Origin of the sequence: Sphingomonas endolithica (genome assembly GCF_025231525.1) — a bacterium.
GTDB lineage: Bacteria > Pseudomonadota > Alphaproteobacteria > Sphingomonadales > Sphingomonadaceae > Sphingomonas > Sphingomonas endolithica.
On the sequence record NZ_CP103057.1, the window covers coordinates 1,129,576 to 1,146,551 of the forward strand.

The 16,976-nt window shown below is 64.8% G+C and carries 17 protein-coding genes; 7 read left to right on the forward strand and 10 right to left on the reverse strand.

Annotated features, from left to right (window positions below; all coding sequences use genetic code 11):
• The first annotated feature begins 297 nt into the window (after nt 1–297).
• Nucleotides 298–1,899, forward strand: coding sequence for a carboxyl transferase domain-containing protein (locus NV382_RS05345; RefSeq protein WP_260599484.1), 1,602 nt, complete (start codon nt 298–300; stop codon nt 1,897–1,899).
• A gap of 14 nt (nt 1,900–1,913) precedes the next feature.
• Here the strand turns inward: NV382_RS05345 and NV382_RS05350 are convergent, their stop codons facing one another.
• Nucleotides 1,914–2,333 (reverse strand): endonuclease domain-containing protein, encoded by a 420-nt coding sequence (locus NV382_RS05350; RefSeq protein ID WP_260599485.1) that lies wholly within the window; start codon nt 2,331–2,333, stop codon nt 1,914–1,916.
• A 93-nt stretch (nt 2,334–2,426) separates the two neighbouring features.
• Between NV382_RS05350 and NV382_RS05355 the strand changes: the two genes are divergently transcribed.
• The 3 genes from NV382_RS05355 (at nt 2,427) to NV382_RS05365 (ending at nt 5,543) form a co-directional block, all read left to right on the forward strand.
• On the forward strand, nt 2,427–2,906 hold the full coding sequence (locus tag NV382_RS05355; RefSeq protein WP_260599486.1) for a nuclear transport factor 2 family protein: 480 nt from the start codon (nt 2,427–2,429) through the stop codon (nt 2,904–2,906).
• Between the two features lie 157 nt (nt 2,907–3,063).
• Nucleotides 3,064–4,971 carry an acetyl/propionyl/methylcrotonyl-CoA carboxylase subunit alpha gene (locus NV382_RS05360; protein WP_260599487.1) on the forward strand — a complete coding sequence of 636 codons (1,908 nt, stop codon included), beginning with the start codon at nt 3,064–3,066 and terminating at the stop codon, nt 4,969–4,971.
• Nucleotides 4,972–5,087: 116 nt separating this feature from the next.
• Complete coding sequence (locus NV382_RS05365; protein WP_260599488.1) at nt 5,088–5,543, forward strand: MaoC family dehydratase; 456 nt, start codon at nt 5,088–5,090, stop codon at nt 5,541–5,543.
• Here the strand turns inward: NV382_RS05365 and NV382_RS05370 are convergent.
• The 8 genes from NV382_RS05370 to NV382_RS05405 form a co-directional block, all read right to left on the reverse strand.
• Nucleotides 5,533–5,886 (reverse strand): HesB/IscA family protein, encoded by a 354-nt coding sequence (locus NV382_RS05370; protein WP_260599489.1) that lies wholly within the window; start codon nt 5,884–5,886, stop codon nt 5,533–5,535. The genes NV382_RS05365 and NV382_RS05370 overlap by 11 nt on opposite strands.
• On the reverse strand, nt 5,886–6,359 hold the full coding sequence (locus tag NV382_RS05375) for an SUF system Fe-S cluster assembly protein (RefSeq protein ID WP_260599490.1): 474 nt from the start codon (nt 6,357–6,359) through the stop codon (nt 5,886–5,888). The genes NV382_RS05370 and NV382_RS05375 overlap by 1 nt, the downstream gene beginning before the upstream one ends.
• Complete coding sequence (locus tag NV382_RS05380) at nt 6,356–7,564, reverse strand: cysteine desulfurase (protein ID WP_418066758.1); 1,209 nt, start codon at nt 7,562–7,564, stop codon at nt 6,356–6,358. The genes NV382_RS05375 and NV382_RS05380 overlap by 4 nt, the downstream gene beginning before the upstream one ends.
• Nucleotides 7,565–7,679: 115 nt before the next feature.
• Nucleotides 7,680–8,435, reverse strand: coding sequence for a SufD family Fe-S cluster assembly protein (locus tag NV382_RS05385; protein WP_260599492.1), 756 nt, complete (start codon nt 8,433–8,435; stop codon nt 7,680–7,682).
• Between the two features lie 120 nt (nt 8,436–8,555).
• Entirely contained in the window at nt 8,556–9,299 is a 744-nt protein-coding gene (sufC, locus tag NV382_RS05390) for a Fe-S cluster assembly ATPase SufC (protein WP_260599493.1), read from the reverse strand.
• Nucleotides 9,292–9,525: a hypothetical protein gene (locus NV382_RS05395; RefSeq protein ID WP_260599494.1), complete on the reverse strand. Its 234-nt coding sequence runs from the start codon at nt 9,523–9,525 to the stop codon at nt 9,292–9,294. Before NV382_RS05395 ends, sufC begins: the two co-directional genes overlap by 8 nt.
• Nucleotides 9,522–11,003, reverse strand: coding sequence for a Fe-S cluster assembly protein SufB (gene sufB / locus NV382_RS05400; protein ID WP_260599495.1), 1,482 nt, complete (start codon nt 11,001–11,003; stop codon nt 9,522–9,524). Before sufB ends, NV382_RS05395 begins: the two co-directional genes overlap by 4 nt.
• A 2-nt stretch (nt 11,004–11,005) precedes the next feature.
• On the reverse strand, nt 11,006–11,494 hold the full coding sequence (locus tag NV382_RS05405; protein ID WP_260599496.1) for an SUF system Fe-S cluster assembly regulator: 489 nt from the start codon (nt 11,492–11,494) through the stop codon (nt 11,006–11,008).
• Between the two features lie 174 nt (nt 11,495–11,668).
• Between NV382_RS05405 and NV382_RS05410 the strand changes: the two genes are divergently transcribed.
• The 3 genes from NV382_RS05410 (at nt 11,669) to NV382_RS05420 (ending at nt 16,332) form a co-directional block, all read left to right on the forward strand.
• Nucleotides 11,669–12,700 carry a quinone-dependent dihydroorotate dehydrogenase gene (locus tag NV382_RS05410; RefSeq protein WP_260599497.1) on the forward strand — a complete coding sequence of 344 codons (1,032 nt, stop codon included), beginning with the start codon at nt 11,669–11,671 and terminating at the stop codon, nt 12,698–12,700.
• Nucleotides 12,701–12,743: 43 nt separating this feature from the next.
• Complete coding sequence (gene ggt, locus NV382_RS05415; RefSeq protein ID WP_260599498.1) at nt 12,744–14,408, forward strand: gamma-glutamyltransferase; 1,665 nt, start codon at nt 12,744–12,746, stop codon at nt 14,406–14,408.
• A gap of 127 nt (nt 14,409–14,535) precedes the next feature.
• Nucleotides 14,536–16,332 (forward strand): AMP-dependent synthetase/ligase, encoded by a 1,797-nt coding sequence (locus NV382_RS05420; RefSeq protein WP_260599499.1) that lies wholly within the window; start codon nt 14,536–14,538, stop codon nt 16,330–16,332.
• A gap of 255 nt (nt 16,333–16,587) precedes the next feature.
• On the opposite strand, the gene NV382_RS05425 is transcribed toward NV382_RS05420, so the two are convergent.
• Complete coding sequence (locus tag NV382_RS05425; protein ID WP_260599500.1) at nt 16,588–16,965, reverse strand: hypothetical protein; 378 nt, start codon at nt 16,963–16,965, stop codon at nt 16,588–16,590.
• Between the last annotated feature and the right edge of the window lie 11 nt (nt 16,966–16,976).

Here is a 16,976-nt window from a genome sequence, read left to right on the forward strand (position 1 = left end):
CCGCCGCCGCCGGGATTAGCGTAGCTCGATAAACGCGCCTGTTCCCCTGCGCACGCAGAGGCTCGGGGCCACAACAGGCGCCTTTGGGGCTCTGGGTCCCTGCTTTCGCAGGGAAACTGAACCGCTTTGCTCAACGGCGCTCCACCCATCGAGCATGGTCGCTCCGCTGCAGCAGCACGATTTCTGGGGCGCCGTGCCCGCTCGGCCCGGAACCCGTCGACGCGCGCACGTGCCTGCCCGCTTTCCAATCTCTTCCCGGCCCGTTAGGCAGCAGGGCCTAGGAAGAGGAAAACGCCGATGAGCGCCCCGGTGCTCGACACCAAGCTGAACCCCGACGACGCGACGTTCCGCGCCAATGCAGCGCATAACCGCACGCTCGCCGCGACACTGCGCACCGATGTCGCCACCGCGGCACTCGGCGGCAACGAAGCGTCCCGCGCCAGGCATACGGCACGCGGCAAGCTCCTCCCGCGCGATCGTGTCGAGCGGCTGCTCGATCCTGGCAGCCCGTTCCTGGAAATCGGCCAACTCGCGGCCAATGGCCTGTACGACGACGAGGTGCCCGGCGCGGGGGTGATCGCCGGCATTGGCCGCGTCTCCGGCCGCCAGGTGATGATCCTGTGCAACGACGCGACGGTGAAGGGCGGCACCTATTACCCGCTGACCGTCAAGAAGCATCTCCGCGCGCAGGAGATCGCCGAGCAGAACATGCTGCCCTGCATCTACCTCGTCGATTCGGGCGGCGCGAACCTCCCGCACCAGGCCGAAGTGTTCCCCGACCGCGATCATTTCGGCCGCATCTTCTTCAACCAGGCCAATATGAGCGCCAAGGGCATCCCGCAGATCGCCTGCGTGATGGGCAGCTGCACCGCCGGCGGCGCCTATGTCCCTGCCATGTCCGACGAGACGATCATCGTCCGCGGCCAGGGCACGATCTTCCTTGCCGGCCCGCCGCTAGTGAAGGCCGCAACCGGCGAAGTGATCAGTGCCGAGGAACTGGGCGGCGCCGACACGCACGGGCGTAGATCGGGTGTGGTCGATCACGTCGCCGAGAATGACGAACACGCACTGACCATCGTCCGCGACATCGTCTCCACGCTGCAACCGCAAGCCGGAGGAGACCTGAACCTCAAGGACCCGCGGCCGCCGAAGTTTGACGCCGAGGACCTGTACGGCATCGTGCCGCAAGACGTCCGCGCGCCGTACGACGTGCATGAGATCATCGCGCGGCTCGTCGACGGCAGCGAGTTCCACGAGTTCAAGGCGCTGTACGGCACCAGCCTGGTCTGCGGCTTTGCACATATCTGGGGCGTCCCGGTCGCGATCCTCGCCAATAATGGCGTATTGTTCAGCGAGAGTGCGCAGAAAGGCGCGCATTTCATCGAGCTGGCCTGCCAGCGCCGTATCCCGCTCCTCTTCCTGCAGAACATCTCCGGGTTCATGGTCGGCGGCAAATACGAGGCGGAGGGCATCGCCAAGCACGGTGCCAAGCTCGTCACCGCCGTCGCCACGGCGAGCGTGCCCAAGATCACCGTGCTGATCGGTGGCAGCTTCGGCGCGGGCAATTACGGCATGTGCGGCCGCGCTTATTCCCCGCGCTTCCTGTTCAGCTGGCCGAACAGCCGCATCAGCGTGATGGGCGGCGAACAGGCCGCAAGCGTGTTGGCGACGGTGCACCGCGACGCGGAAAACTGGTCGGATCAGGAAGCCGAAGCCTTCAAGGCCCCGGTCCGCCAGAAATACGAAAACGAAGGCAACCCCTGGTACGCAACGGCGCGCCTGTGGGATGACGGCATCATCGACCCCGCGCAAACCCGCGATGTCTTGGGCCTGGCCTTCGCCGCGACGCTAAACGCTCCGATCCCCGAACGCCCCGCGTTCGGCGTGTTCCGGATGTGAAGCTTAGCACGCCCCTAAAATTCCTTCCCGAGCTCGTCTCGGGGAGGGGGACCGCCCGGCGCAGCCGGGGGGTGGAGGGGTGCGCGCTCCCCAACACGCTCCGCAATGAAGAGCAGAACACCCTCGAGGTTGTTCAAAATATCGGCAGCCGCAATGCGCAACGTCTCGATCCCGCGCGCGCCAAGCCAAGCATCCCGGGCAGCATCACGAGCCGGCCGATCGCCCCGCGAGTGCGCCTCGCCATCCACTTCAATGCAAAGCTTCCCCCGATCGCAGTAGAAATCGAGCGCATACGGTCCCGCGGCATGCTGCTTGCGCCATTTAAGCCCGGTCTGCGAACGGCGAAGCCGCTGCCACAACAACACTTCGGGCAGCGTCATCTCCCGCCGCAGTTCGCGCGCTCTGTGATAGGCTTTGCCGGTACCCCTGATCATCTGCCCGCCCCCAAGCGCCGCACCAACCCCTCCACCATGCTTCGCGTGGTCCCCCTCCCCGAGACAAGCTCGGGGAGGAATGAAAGGTAAGCCATGGGTCTTCTGCTCGCCCTTCTCCTCGCCCAGACCACGCCGATCCAGCCAATGCCGAAGGGTACCGGGCTGCCGCCCCCCGGCACCGAGGAAGCTGCCGTCATGGCACCCGTCAACGCGCTGTTGGCCGCGCTTGCCACGCGCAACGGTGCCGCCGTGCTGCCCTACGTCCTCGCCGACGGTGGTATCATGGTCGCCAGCGAAAAGCCCGATGGCGCGCGCGCCGTCCGCCGTTCCGGCTGGGCGGCCTGGGTCGCCAGCATCACCCCGGGCACGGAGCGCTACGAACAACGCCTCTACGATCCGGCGGTAGAGATCGACGGCGATGTCGCGATGGTATGGGGCCGCTACGACTTCCGCGTGGACGGCAAGATCGCGCATTGCGGTTACGATCACGTCGATCTGGTGCGCGACGGCGGACGGTGGAAGATCGCTAACCTCAGCTATTCGATGCGTACCACCGGCTGCGAGGCGCTGTGATAAAGACGCTGTCCTACACACCCGCAATCGCGTTAGGCTCGGGTTTGATGACTGCCACGCGTCCTCTCGCCTGCCTGCCGCTATGCCCGGCGGATGTTGAGAGGCTCGGCCGGAATCCTGCCCGCGTCTCAACCTTCTCAACATTCGCGGAGCCAAGATGCTGAAATCGTTGCTGATCGCCAATCGTGGCGAGATCGCCTGCCGCATCATCCGTACCGCACGGAAGATGGGAATTCGCACGGTCGCGGTATATTCCGATGCCGATACCAAGGCGCTGCACGTCCGGCAGGCCGATGAGGCGGTGCATATCGGCCCCTCCCCGGCGCGCGAAAGCTATCTGGTCGGCGACAAGATCATCGCCGCTGCGCTCGAAACGGGGGCCGAGGCGATCCATCCCGGCTACGGCTTCCTTTCGGAGAACGCCGATTTCGCGCAAGCCGTGCTCGACGCCGGCCTGATCTGGGTCGGCCCCAACCCCGACAGCATCCGCGCCATGGGGCTGAAGGATGCCGCCAAGGAGCGCATGATCGCCGCCGGCGTGCCGGTGACCCCCGGCTATCTCGGCGCGGACCAATCGCCCGAGCGGCTGGCCGCAGAGGCCGATAAAGTCGGCTATCCCGTGTTGATCAAGGCGGTGGCCGGCGGCGGCGGCAAGGGCATGCGCCGCGTCGACGATCCCGCCGACTTTGCCGACGCCTTGCTCAGCTGCCAGCGCGAGGCCGCGTCCAGCTTCGGCAACACGGACGTATTGATCGAGAAATATATCCTCTCGCCGCGCCATATCGAGGTGCAGGTGTTCGGCGATCGCCATGGCAACGTCGTCCACCTGTTCGAACGCGATTGCAGCCTGCAGCGCCGCCACCAGAAGGTGATAGAGGAAGCCCCCGCGCCCGGCATGGACGAGGCCACCCGCGCCTCGATCTGCGACGCAGCCGTGAAAGCGGCCAAGGCGGTGGACTATGTCGGCGCCGGCACGATCGAGTTCATCGCCGATACCAGCGAAGGCCTGCGCGCCGACCGCATCTGGTTCATGGAAATGAACACCCGGCTACAGGTCGAGCACCCGGTCACCGAGGAGATTACCGGCCAGGATCTGGTCGAGTGGCAGCTCCGCGTGGCGAGTGGGGAAGTACTGCCCAAGCGGCAGGAGGAGCTCAAGATCAACGGCTGGGCGATGGAAGCGCGGCTGTATGCGGAAAATCCCGCTACCGGCTTTCTGCCGTCAACAGGGCGGCTAGACCATCTCATGATCCCATCGGACGAGCGGATCGAGACGGGAGTAGAAGAGCGCGACACCATCTCACCATTCTACGATCCGATGATCGCCAAGATCGTCAGCTGGGGTGACACACGCGAGACTGCGTTGATTGATCTCGAAAAAGCCTGCCGGGCTGTCGAATGCGAACCGGTGAAGACCAACGCCTGGTTCCTTGCGCGATTGCTCGGTCATCCCGAGTTTCGCGTGGGAGATGTCACCACCGGGTTCATTGCTGAGCATATCGATGATCTTTGCGAACCTCCACTTCCCTCCGGTGCGCTACTGCAATATGCGGCAGACGATCTGGCTTTCGACGCCTCGAACATGTCGGCGGCGTTCGGAAGTGCTCTCTTCGAGCTGACCCAAACCCGGTTTGGATTCCGCCTGAATGCACCACCGCGTCGCGATGTTCGACTCAGCGTTAATGGCCATGTTTCCGCAGTCGAGGTCGGCGATCATGCGCTGTGGTACGATCATACTCGCACGACGGTCAAAGACGGACCGCTCACCACCTATTTTGAGGATGGCGCGGCGTTCGTCATTGGCGGCGACAGAGCATATGGCTCCGCCGCCGGCACCGCCGCCGACGGCGCGATCCTCTCGCCCATGCCCGGCCGCATCATCGCAGTCGATGTCACCGAAGGCGAAACCGTCACCAAGGGCCAGAAACTCGTTACGCTGGAGGCGATGAAGATGGAACACAGTCTCGTCGCCCCGTTCGACGGCACGGTGGAGACACTCGCGGCGGTGATCGGCGGTCAGGTATCGGAAGGCGCAGTGCTGGCGAAGATCACCGCCACCGCCTAATGCTCCCCGGCGCAGGCCGAGGCCCAGTCGCGGCACGCGCGTTGGCGGATGCCGCGCCTCGTACCACCACCTCCCGCCCAGGCCCAGCCTTGGCCAGCGAAGCAAGGAACAAGAATATGGCCGGCCGCTACTATGACGAATGGCAGATAGGCGACCGCCTCGCCCACGACATTCGCCGCACGGTGACGGAGACCGACAACCTCCTCTTCTCCACCATGACGCACAACCCGCAACCGCTGCACCTCGATGCCGAGGCTGCCAAAGCCAGCGAGTTCGGCCAGATCCTCGTCAACGGTACCTTCACCTTCGCGCTGATGGTCGGCCTGTCGGTGGGAGACACCACGCTCGGCACGCTCGTCGCCAATCTCGGCTACGACAAGCTCATCCACCCGAACCCGGTGTTCATCGGCGACACGATGCGCGCCAAGAGCGAAGTGACGGACCTTAAGGACAGCAAGTCACGCCCGAATGCCGGCATCGTCACCTTCGCGCATCACCTGATCAACCAGCGCGACGAAGTGGTCTGCCAGTGCCTGCGCACCGCCTTGCTGCAACGGCGGCCTAAACCGTAAAGCTCTCGCCGCAGCCGCAGGCGCCCTTGGCATTGGGATTCTGGAACACGAAGCCGGCGGCGAAATCGTCCTCCACCCAATCCATCGTGCTGCCGATCAGGTACAGGATCGATCCGCCATCGACGAACAAGGTGCCGCCCGGCGTATCGATCCGCTCGTCGAATGGTTTGGCGTCGGTGACGTAATCGACCGAATAAGCGAGGCCCGAACAGCCACGCCGCGGCGTGGACAGCTTCACCCCGATCGCGTCGGAGGGCGCGCGCCCCATCAGTTCGGCGATCCGCGCATGTGCGGACGCCGTCAAGTTGAGCGCCGCTGGGCGCGGGCGAAGCGTGGTGGCCATTACAACATCCCCAGTTCGAGCTTCGCATCGTCGGACATCTTCTGTGGGTCCCAGGCCGGATCCCACACCAGGTTGACCTCCGATGTACCGATCCCCGGCACCGCGCCGACGCGCAGCTCGACTTCCATCGGCATCGATTCCGCGACCGGGCAATTGGGCGTGGTCAGCGTCATCGTCACCACGGCATGGCCGTCCGTCGTGACGTCGACGCCATAGATCAGCCCGAGATCGTAGATGTTGACCGGGATTTCCGGATCGTAGATTTCCTTCAGCGCATCGACCACTGCCTCGTACAGCGCGCCGCCGGGTTCGCCCGGCGCGTCGCCCGCCGGCTTCTGCGCCAGGAAACCCTCGAGATAGTCGCGCTTGCGCTCGGCAGGCGCAGCGAACGGCTCCGCTGCCTCGACCCGCGCGCGCGGCGGCGCGTCGACCGCGCTTACTTCTTCGATCGCAATGCTGTGTTCTTCGTTCATCCGAAGATCCTCGTTACTCGATGAATGCCAGCAACCAGCGCATCCACGTCGGCGGCCGAATTATAGACGCCGAAGCTGGCCCGCGCCGTCGCATCCACGCCCAGCGCCTGCATCAGCGGCTGCGCGCAATGGTGCCCTGCCCGGATCGCCACCTTCGCTTCGTCCAAGATGGTGCCGATGTCGTGCGGATGCACCCCCTCGATACTGAAAGAGACGATCCCGGCGCTGTCTTCCGGCCCGAACAGCGTGACCGAATTGACCTGCGACAGTGCCGCGCGTGTCTTTGCGACCAAGGCGGTCTCATGCGCGTGGATCGCCGCCAGCCCGATGCCTTCGACATAATCGATCGCCGCGTGCAGCCCGAGCACGCCGACGATGTGCGGCGTCCCCGCCTCGAATCGGCCCGGCGGCGGGGCGTAGGTGGTCTTCTCAAAAGTCACGCGATCGATCATCGATCCGCCGCCCTGGTAGGGCGGCATCACCTCGAGCAATTCCGCTTTGCCCCACAGCACGCCGATCCCCGTCGGGCCGTAGAGCTTGTGCCCGGAGAAGACGTAGAAGTCGCAATCGAGCGCGGCAACATCCACCGCCATCCGCGGTACGGCCTGACACCCGTCGAGCAGGATCTTCGCGCCAGCCGCATGCGCGATATCCGCCGCCTGGCGCGCGTCCAGCACCGAGCCGAGCACGTTGGAGACATGCGCCAGCGCGACCAGCTTGTGCGCCGGCGTGATCATGCGTGCCATCGCGTCGAGATCGATGCAATGGTCGGCGGTGAGCGGAATGACGTCGATCTCGGCGCCGACGCGCTCGGCGACCATCTGCCAAGGCACGATATTGCTGTGATGCTCGAGCTGCGAGAGCAGGATACGGTCGCCCGCCTGCAACTGCGTCCCGGCCCAGCATTGCGCGACCAGATTGATCCCTTCGGTCGCGCCGCGGACGAAGACGATCTCGTCCGGCGTGCCCGCGCCGATGAAGCTGGCCACCTTCCTGCGCGCCGCCTCATAGGCCAGCGTCATGTCGGCAGAGCGCTGATACACGCCGCGATGCACGGTGGCGTAATCGGTGTCGTAACCGCGGGTGATCGCATCGATCACGACTTGCGGTTTCTGCGCGGTGGCGGCGGTGTCTAGGTACGCCCAGCCGGCGGGGATGGCGGGGAAATCGGCCACGCGGTCGAGCGGGCGGGTGTCGAGCGCCACACTCACAACCCGTCACCCCGGACTTGTTCCGGGGTCCACCGTGCAACAATGCGCGACTTCCCGGGATGAGGAGTAGACCCCGGAACAAGTCCGGGGTGACGGCTAGCTGTCGTGCTCACAACATCCGCTCCAACGCAGCCTGCGCCGCTGCCTCGACCCGCTCCCGCTCGCCGGCATCCTCGATCCCGTCGAACACGCTGGCGATGAACGCGCGCAGCAGCAGCGCCTTGGCCTCGGCCGGTGCGATCCCGCGCGACGCGAGGTAGAACAACGCATTCGCATCCAGTTCGCCGACCGTCGCGCCGTGCGCGCACTTCACGTCGTCGGCGTAGATTTCCAGTTCCGGTTTGGCATTCGCCGTCGCGGTGCGCGACAGCAGCATCGCCTTCACACTCTGCGACGCATCGGTCTTCTGCGCATGCCGCGCCACCGCGACCTTGCCAAGATACGACCCCGTCGCCTTGCCCGCGAGCACCGAGCGGACGACTTGGTTGGACGTCGCATTGGGTTCGATATGGTTCAGCGTGGTGACGATCTCCAGCGTCTGTTCCCCGCCGCCGAGGATCGCACCGCCAAGCTCGAAATGCGCGCCTTCATGACACACCACATCGATCGCCACGCGGCCGAGCTTGCCGCCAATGTTGAGGACATGGAACGTGGCGGTCGCACCGGCCTCGAGGATCACCCGAAAGTCTCGGATCGCCACGTCATCCAGCGCAGCATCCTGCACGATGACTCGCGACAGGCTTTCACCTGCGGGCACGTAGATCAGTTCGGGGGCCGGAACCGGCCAGACCGAGGCGACGGCCGCAAGATCGCTGTAGCGCCAGGTTTCGTCTCGGCGGGTGGGGAGTTCCAGAAGCTCAGCCACAATATACACCGTCACCCCGGACTTGGTCCGGGGTCCACTCGTCCGCTCGAACGAGCCGGCATTGTGGCACGGCGGATGCCGGAACAAGTCCGGCATGACGGCGAATTTGGTGAAGCAAGGTCACGCCATCACCCCGGCATAGCCTTCGCTCTCCAGCGCCAGCGCCAATTCCGCGCCACCGCTGCGGATGATCCGCCCACCAGCCAGGACATGCACGAAGTCCGGCTTCACGTAATCGAGCAACCGCTGGTAATGCGTGATCAGCAGCACCGCCTTGTCCGGCGCGCGCATGATGCGGTTGATGCCATCGCCGACGACGCGCAACGCATCGATATCCAGCCCGCTGTCCGTCTCGTCGAGGATCGCCAGCTTCGGGCCGATGATGCCCATTTGCACCATCTCGTTGCGCTTCTTCTCGCCGCCCGAGAAACCAACATTCACCGGCCGCTTGAGCATCTCCTGGTCCATGCTCAGCGCATCGGCCTGCGCGCGGGCGAGCTTGAGGAACTCGGCGCCCGACAGCGGCTTCTCGTCACGCAACCGGCGCTGCGCGTTCAGCGCCTCGCGCAGGAATTGCACGTTGGACACGCCGGGGATCTCGACCGGATATTGGAAGCCCAGGAACAGCCCGGCAGCGGCGCGCTCGTGCGGCGCCATCTCGAGCAAGTCCTGGCCTGCAAACTCGACCGAGCCGGCGGTGACTTCGTAGCCGGGGCGACCGCCCAACACATAGCCTAGCGTCGACTTGCCCGCGCCGTTGGGACCCATAATCGCATGGACTTCGCCGGCATTGACGCTGAGCGACAGGCCCTTGAGGATTTCCTTGCCGTCGATTTCGGCATGAAGGTTTTCAATTTTAAGCATAAGAACCGATCACGTCACAGTTAAGTATTGAAGGCGTCGGCAAGACATTTTGTCCTGCCTTCGGTTGAGAAAAATGCAAAACAGCTGTTACTTTAAGCATAACCTGTTCACCATCATCGTTGTCGACAACGATTTCATCACCAACACGAGGAAAAACCTCAAATTCATAATGATCGGCGATCAGCGGCTTTCCGTCTTCATCAGCCTGCACAAATGCCTTGATCACCCAACAGACCCTTCCAGCGAAATCCCCAGCAGCTTCTGCGCCTCAACCGCAAACTCCATCGGCAATTGCTGTAGCACTTCGCGCGCGAAGCCATTCACGATCAGCGCCACCGCGCTTTCCGAATCCAGCCCGCGCTGCATCGCGTAGAACATCTGGTCGTCGCTGATCTTCGAGGTCGTCGCCTCATGCTCGATCTGCGCGCTCGGATTGCGCACCTCGATATACGGCACGGTATGCGCGCCGCACTGATCGCCCAAGAGCAGGCTGTCGCACTGCGTGAAGTTGCGCACGCCCTCCGCCGTTGGCGCGACGCGGACCAGCCCGCGATACGTGTTGTCCGAGCGCCCTGCCGAAATGCCCTTCGCCACGATCGTCGAGCGCGAACCCTTGCCGAGATGGATCATCTTGGTGCCGGTATCGGCCTGCTGGCGATTGTTGGTCACCGCCACCGAATAGAATTCGCCGACGCTGTTCTCGCCCGAGAGCACGCAGGACGGATATTTCCAGGTGATCGCGCTGCCCGTCTCGACCTGCGTCCAGCTGACCTTGGAATTCCGCCCCGAGCACAACGCGCGCTTGGTGACGAAATTGTAGATCCCGCCCTTGCCGTTCTCGTCGCCGGGGTACCAGTTCTGCACGGTCGAATATTTGATCTCGGCATCGTCCAGCGCGACCAGTTCGACCACTGCGGCATGCAACTGGTTCTCGTCGCGCATCGGCGCGGTGCAGCCTTCGAGGTACGACACGTACGAGCCCTTGTCGGCAACGATCAGCGTGCGTTCGAACTGCCCGGTATTCTCGGCATTGATGCGGAAATAGGTGCTCAGCTCCATCGGGCAGCGCACGCCCTCGGGAATATAGACAAAGGTACCGTCGCTGAACACGGCGGCATTGAGCGCCGCGAAATAGTTGTCATGGATCGGCACGACCCGGCCCAGCCACTTGCGCACCAGCTCGGGATATTCCTTGATCGCCTCGGAGATCGACCGGAAGATCACCCCCGCGGCCTCCAGCTCCTTGCGGAACGTCGTCGCGACAGACACGCTGTCGAACACCGCATCCACCGCCACGCGCCGCTTGGGCGTGCCGTCCGCCTCGGTCTCCTCGACGCCGGCGAGCATCTTCTGCTCGGAGATCGGGATGCCGAGCTTCTCGTACACCCGCAGGATCTCGGGATCGACCTCGTCGAGGCTGCCGAGCTTGGGCCTGGCCTTGGGCTCGGCGTAATAATAAGCGTCCTGGTAGTCGATCGGATCGATCTGCAGCTTCGCCCAGTCCGGCGTCTCCAGCGTCAGCCACAGGCGATATGCCTTCAGTCGCCAATCGAGCATCCATGTCGGCTCGCCCTTCTTGGCCGAGATGAAGCGCACCGTATCCTCACTCAATCCCTTGGGCGCGAATTCCTGTTCGATGTCCGAATGGAAGCCCCATTCATACGCCTTGTTCGCCGCAGCGTGTGCTTCAAGGTTTGTCGCCATGTTCAATGTCCAACCACAGCGCCAGGCGCCACATCTACTAGAGTAAAGTCGTGTGCGCCCACCGGCTCGCGCCGTGGCGCCGAACCGAGCCCGGCAAGCGTCGCCAGCGACACGTCCGCCAGCGCACCACGCACGGCGTTGTTCACCACCCGCCAATGCGGCCGCACCCGGCAACTGCCGTCGAGCAGGCAATCGTGCCGGGTTTCGTCGACGCAACTGGTCAGCGCGATCGGCCCCTCAATCGCCTCGATGATATCGGCCAGCGAGATCGCCGCCGGGGGACGCGACAGGCGAAACCCACCACCGATCCCGCGCGTGCTTTCGATCAGCCCCGCCGACGACAACCGGCTGACGAGCTTCTGCACCGTCGGCAACGGCAGACCGGTCTCGCCCGCTAGCGCCGTCGCATTGAGCCGCGCCACGCCACCACAATGACGCGCCGAGGCGGACATCATGATGATCGCATAGTCGGCAAGGCTCGATAATTTCATGACGGGAAGCGCATAGTTGCGAGGCGTTCTCAAATCGGATCGGATCGTTCCGATTAATGTGGGAAGGATGCGGTATTAGTCAACCGCCCACGCGCGCGAGGCTCGCGCTTCGCCACGATTGCCGGCGACAAAGCAGCCTTTGACCAGTCCGTTCTCCAATGCCATGCAGCTACCATGCTGTTCCCCCTGCTCCGCCCTGCCTTGTTCGCGCTGGAGGCCGAGCGCGCCCATGGCTTGACGATCACCATGCTGGCCGCCTGGGGTGGCCGCGGCAGGGCGCCGGTCGACGATCCCGTGCTGCACGGCACCGTCGCGGGGCTCCACTTCGCCAATCCGATCGGGCTGGCAGCCGGCGTCGACAAGGATGGCCACGCGATCGGCGGCTTCTTCGGGCTAGGGTTCGGCAGCGTGGAGATCGGAACGCTGACCCCGGTCGCCCAACCGGGCAACCCCCGCCCGCGCATCTTCCGCCTGGCGGAGGACCGGGGGATCATCAATCGCCTGGGATTCAACAATGGTGGCATCGACGTCGCATTGCCACGCGCCGCCGCTGCCGAGCGCCGGGGCATGCTCGGCATCAATGTCGGTGCGAACAAGGATGCGTCCGATCGGGTCGCCGACTATGTGAACGGCGTGACGAAGGCCGCGGTCGTGGCGGATTATATTACGATCAACATCTCCTCGCCCAACACGCCGGGTCTCCGCGACCTGCAGCATGGCAGTGCGCTGACAGAATTGCTCGCTGCGGCCGATGCCGCGCGGCAGGCGCCGGTGCGACGGCCGCTGTTCCTGAAGGTCGCGCCCGATCTCACCACGCGCGAGATCGACGGCATCGCGCGGGCGGCGATCGACCATCATGTCGATGCGCTGATCGTCAGCAACACGACCCTGTCGCGCCCGGCACTGCGCTCGGCCAATGCCAAGGAGCCGGGCGGCCTTTCCGGCGCGCCGCTCGCCGTGCTGGCACGCGCCCGGCTGGCGGATTTCCGTACCGCCACCGGCGCCGCCCTGCCGCTGGTGTCGGTCGGCGGGATCAACAGTGCGGAGGAGGCCTATGCCCGCATCCGCGCGGGCGCGAGCCTAATACAGCTTTATTCGGCATTGGTGTTCGAAGGGCCCGGCCTGCCGCGGCGAATGGCGACCGGCCTTGCACGATTGCTGCGCCGCGACGGCTTCACGGCACTAGGCGAGGCGATCGGCGCCTAGCGGACGCTTGCGCGGGGCGGCCACCGCGTTACGGTCGGCGGCGATGAAAAGATTGCTGCTCGCGCTCACCGCCCTTGTCCTTCCTGTCGCCGCCACCGCGCAGGGGGTCGTCACCTCCGCCGATCCACGCGCGACGCTCGCCGGGCAGGAGATCCTGCGCCAGGGCGGCAGCGCGGCGGACGCCGCGATGGCGATGATGCTCGCGCTGACCGTGGTCGAGCCACAATCGAGCGGGATCGGCGGCGGCGGCTTCCTGGTCCACCACGACGGCACGACCGGGCTGATCGACACGATCGACGGCCGCGAGACGGCGCCCGCCGCCGCCACCCCTGCCCGCTTCGTCGGCGCGGACGGCAAGACCCTCAGCTATTATAATGCTTTCCCCGGCGGCAAGTCGGTCGGCGTGCCAGGCAACATGCGGCTGATGGCGATGACCTATGCGCGCTGGAGCAAGCTGCCATGGAAGGCCCTGTTCCAGCCGGCGATCAAGCTGGCGGAGAATGGGTACCAGGTCACCCGGCCGATGAACGCGGGCATGACGCTGACAGCGCCGTTGTGGAAGAATTTCCCCGACATCGCCAAGCTCTACAGCGACGACGGCAAGCCGCTCGCCATCGGCACGACAGTCAAGAACCCGAAGCTTGCCCGAATGCTGCGCAGGCTGGCCGATGAAGGTGCCGAGGCATTCTACACCGGCGACAACGCACGCGAGATCATCGCCGCCGCCACTGGCAGCAAGGTGGCGCCGAGCGACCTGACGCTGGCCGATCTCGCCGCCTACCAGGCCAAGGAGCGGCCGGCGGTATGCGGCCGCTACCGTGTCTACCGCATCTGCGGCATGGGTCCGCCCTCTTCCGGTGCGACGACTGTGCTGCAGATCCTGGGCATGCTCGAGCGCTTCGACATGAAGAAGCTCGGCAAGGATTCGCCGGTCGCCTGGCATCTGATCGGCGAGGCGATGCAGCTCGCTTACGCCGATCGCGACAGATATCTGGGCGATCGCGACTTCGTGTCCGTGCCGGTCAGCGGGCTGATCGATCCCGCTTACGTGCGTAGCCGGTCGCGGCTGATCTCGGCCGGGCGGACGCTGACGAAGTACGAACCCGGCACGCCGCAGGGGGCCGAGCCGCGCACCAACGCGGTGCAGGCCGAAGTGCCCGGCACGACGCACTTCATCGCCATCGACAAGGGCGGCGACATCGTCACCATGACCTCCACCGTGGAAGGACCGTTCGGTAGCCAGCTGCTTGCCAACGGCTATGTGCTCAACAACGAACTGACCGACTTCACCTTCGCGCCCGAAAAGAACGGCATGCCCGTCGCCAACCGGGTCGAGCCTGGCAAGCGCCCGCTATCGTCGATGGCGCCGACGATCGTCTATGATGCCACAGGCAAGCCGATCTTCACGGTCGGCGCCGCCGGCGGCAAGACTATCATCATGCAGGTCGCCAAGGCATTGATCGCCCATCTCGACTGGAACGAGAGCGCGCGCGACGCGCTCGGCGAGGGCTTGGTGTTCTTCAACGCCGACGGCCTCGTCCTCGAACAGGGCACCGCGCGCGAAAGCCTGCTCGCTCCCTTGGAAAAGCTAGGGCACAAGGTCGTCGTCGCGAAACTCGGGCTCAAGGCCAACGCGGCCGAGCTGACACCATCCGGCTGGGTCGGCGCGGCGGACCCGCGGAGCGTGGGAACGGCGCTGAGCGAGTAGCATCCAGCGCCGTTCGTCCTGAGCTTGTCGAAGGACGTGCCACGGGCACGCGGTTCGACAAGCTCACCACGAACGGGGTAAAAGAGCAGAAAGGCCGCAAAGGCCGCAATCGCTATCAGGAGAGATCATGGCCAACACGCCACGCGCCCTCGAATATTTCCCCAACCTCGTCTCCATGTTCTTCACGCGCGCGAAGAGCCAGGGCGACAAGCCGTTCCTGTGGCACAAATCGGGGGACGGCTGGGTGTCGCTCAGCTGGGCCGATGCCGCGACCAAGGTCGCGAGCCTCGCCGCCGGGCTGAAGGCGATCGGCGTGCAGCGCGGCGACCGCGTGATCCTGGTCAGCGAAAACCGCCCCGAATGGTGCATCAGCGATCTCGCGATCATGGCGGCCGGCTGCGTCACCGTGCCGACCTATGTCACCAACACCGAACGCGATCATGCGCACATCATCGAGAATTCGGGTGCGCGCGCGATCATCGTGTCCACCGCCAAGCTCGCGCGCACCCTGCTTCCCGCCGTGCTGCGCGCATCGGAGCCGAAGATCGTCATCGGCATCGACGAGATCCGCGTCACGCAGGGCCCGACCTTCTACCGCTGGCAGGCGCTGATCGATCAGCATCCCGCCACCGCCGATGCCTGCGCCGCCGCCGCCGATTTCGGCCGCGATGATCTCGCGTGCATCATCTATACCAGCGGTACCGGCGGTAGCCCACGCGGCGTGATGCAGCATCACGGCGCGATCCTGCACAATTGCGCCGGCTGCGCCACGGTGATCTCGGAGGATTTCGGCTGGACCGACGAGGTGTTCCTGTCCTTCCTGCCGCTCAGCCACGCTTACGAACATACCGGCGGACAGCATTTCGCGATCAGCCTGGGCGGGCAGATCTATTATGCCGAAGGGCTGGACAAGCTCGCGGCCAATATCGAGGAGACGCGCCCGACGATCATGTTCGTCGTGCCGCGCCTGTTCGAGGTGCTGCGTACGCGGATCAGCAAGGCGATCGAGAAGCAGGGCGGCATGTCCGCTTATATGCTGGGGATCGCACTCGATGTCGGCGCGCGCGAATATGCCGGCACGCTGCGCCTGAGCGATCGCCCCAAGCAGCTCCTTATCCGCACGATCTTCAAGCCGCGCATCGCCAAGCGCTTCGGCGGGCGGTTGAAGGCGATGGTGTCGGGCGGCGCGCCGCTCAATCCGGAGATCGGCATCTTCTTCCAGTCGCTCGGCCTCACCTTCCTGCAAGGCTATGGCCAGACCGAAGCGGCCCCGGTCATCTCCTGCAATCGCCCCGCCGCGGGCGTGCGCATGGACGGGGTCGGCCCGCCGCTGATCAACACCGAGGTGAAGATCGCCGCGGACGGCGAGATCCTGGTGCGCGGCGAACTCGTCATGCACGGTTATTGGCGCAACGAAGCGGAGACCGCCCGCGTGCTGCAGGACGGTTGGCTGCATACCGGCGACATCGGCGAGATCGATGCCGCCGGGCGCATCAAGATCACCGATCGCAAGAAGGACATCATCGTCAACGACAAGGGCGACAATGTCGCGCCGCAAAAGGTCGAAGGCATGCTGACGCTGCGCGACGAGATCGTGCAGGCGATGATCTATGGCGACCGCAAGCCGTATATGGTGGCGGTCATCGTGCCCGATCCGGAATGGACGCAGCAATGGTGCGCGAAAAATGGCGACATGTGCGACTTCAAGCGGCTGGCAGAAAATAGCGAATATCGCACCGCGATCGGCCACGCCGTCGAGCAGGTGAACAAGGATTTGTCGGTAACGGAGCGAATCCGCCGCTTCATCCTGGCGGATTCCGGCTTCACGATCGAGAATGAGCAGCTGACGCCATCGCTGAAGATCCGGCGTCATGTGCTGAAGGACGTTTACGGCGCGCGGCTGGACGGGTTGTACAAGGGGTAGGACAACGTTTCCTTAGCCGGTCACCGTAAAACCAGACCGTCCGTGAGCGGCTAAGTCACTGATCGTTGGTGCTTCGTTCCCGGCGGAGGCCGGGGCCCAGGAGGACAGGTCGCCGTGACGACGCGCGCCACTCCTCACACATGTTCCGCTACTGGACCCCGGCCTTCGCCGGGGAGCAGTGGGGTTTGGGTATTGAGATCAAGAGGGCTCCGCCCAAGCAACCAGGGGCGAGCCGCAGCCCGCCCCCAGCCAACATCACTTCTTGCGAGCGCGCTTCGGGTTTGCTGCAGCTTCGGTGTCTTCCGCTTCGTCCGGCGAATCCTCGCCCGCTTCGGTCAGCGCTTCGCCCAGCGCCTTCAACTTTTCCTGCGACTTGTCGGCCTTGTCGGCGATCTTGGTCGTGGCGACGCCCAGGCGATGCAACAAGGAATGGATGCGGTCGGCGTCGGGCTCCGGCTTTTCCAGCTGTTTGCGCAACGATCCCAGGTCGCGCAGAATGCCCTTGGCACCAGACACATCGACGTCGGCCAGTGCGGCTTCCCAATCCTCGATCATGTCCGCGCCCTTGTCGGGTTTGGTCGCATCAAGACCGCGATTGATCGCGTTCATCGTTCCGGCGAATTTGACGGCCATTGTCGATCCCT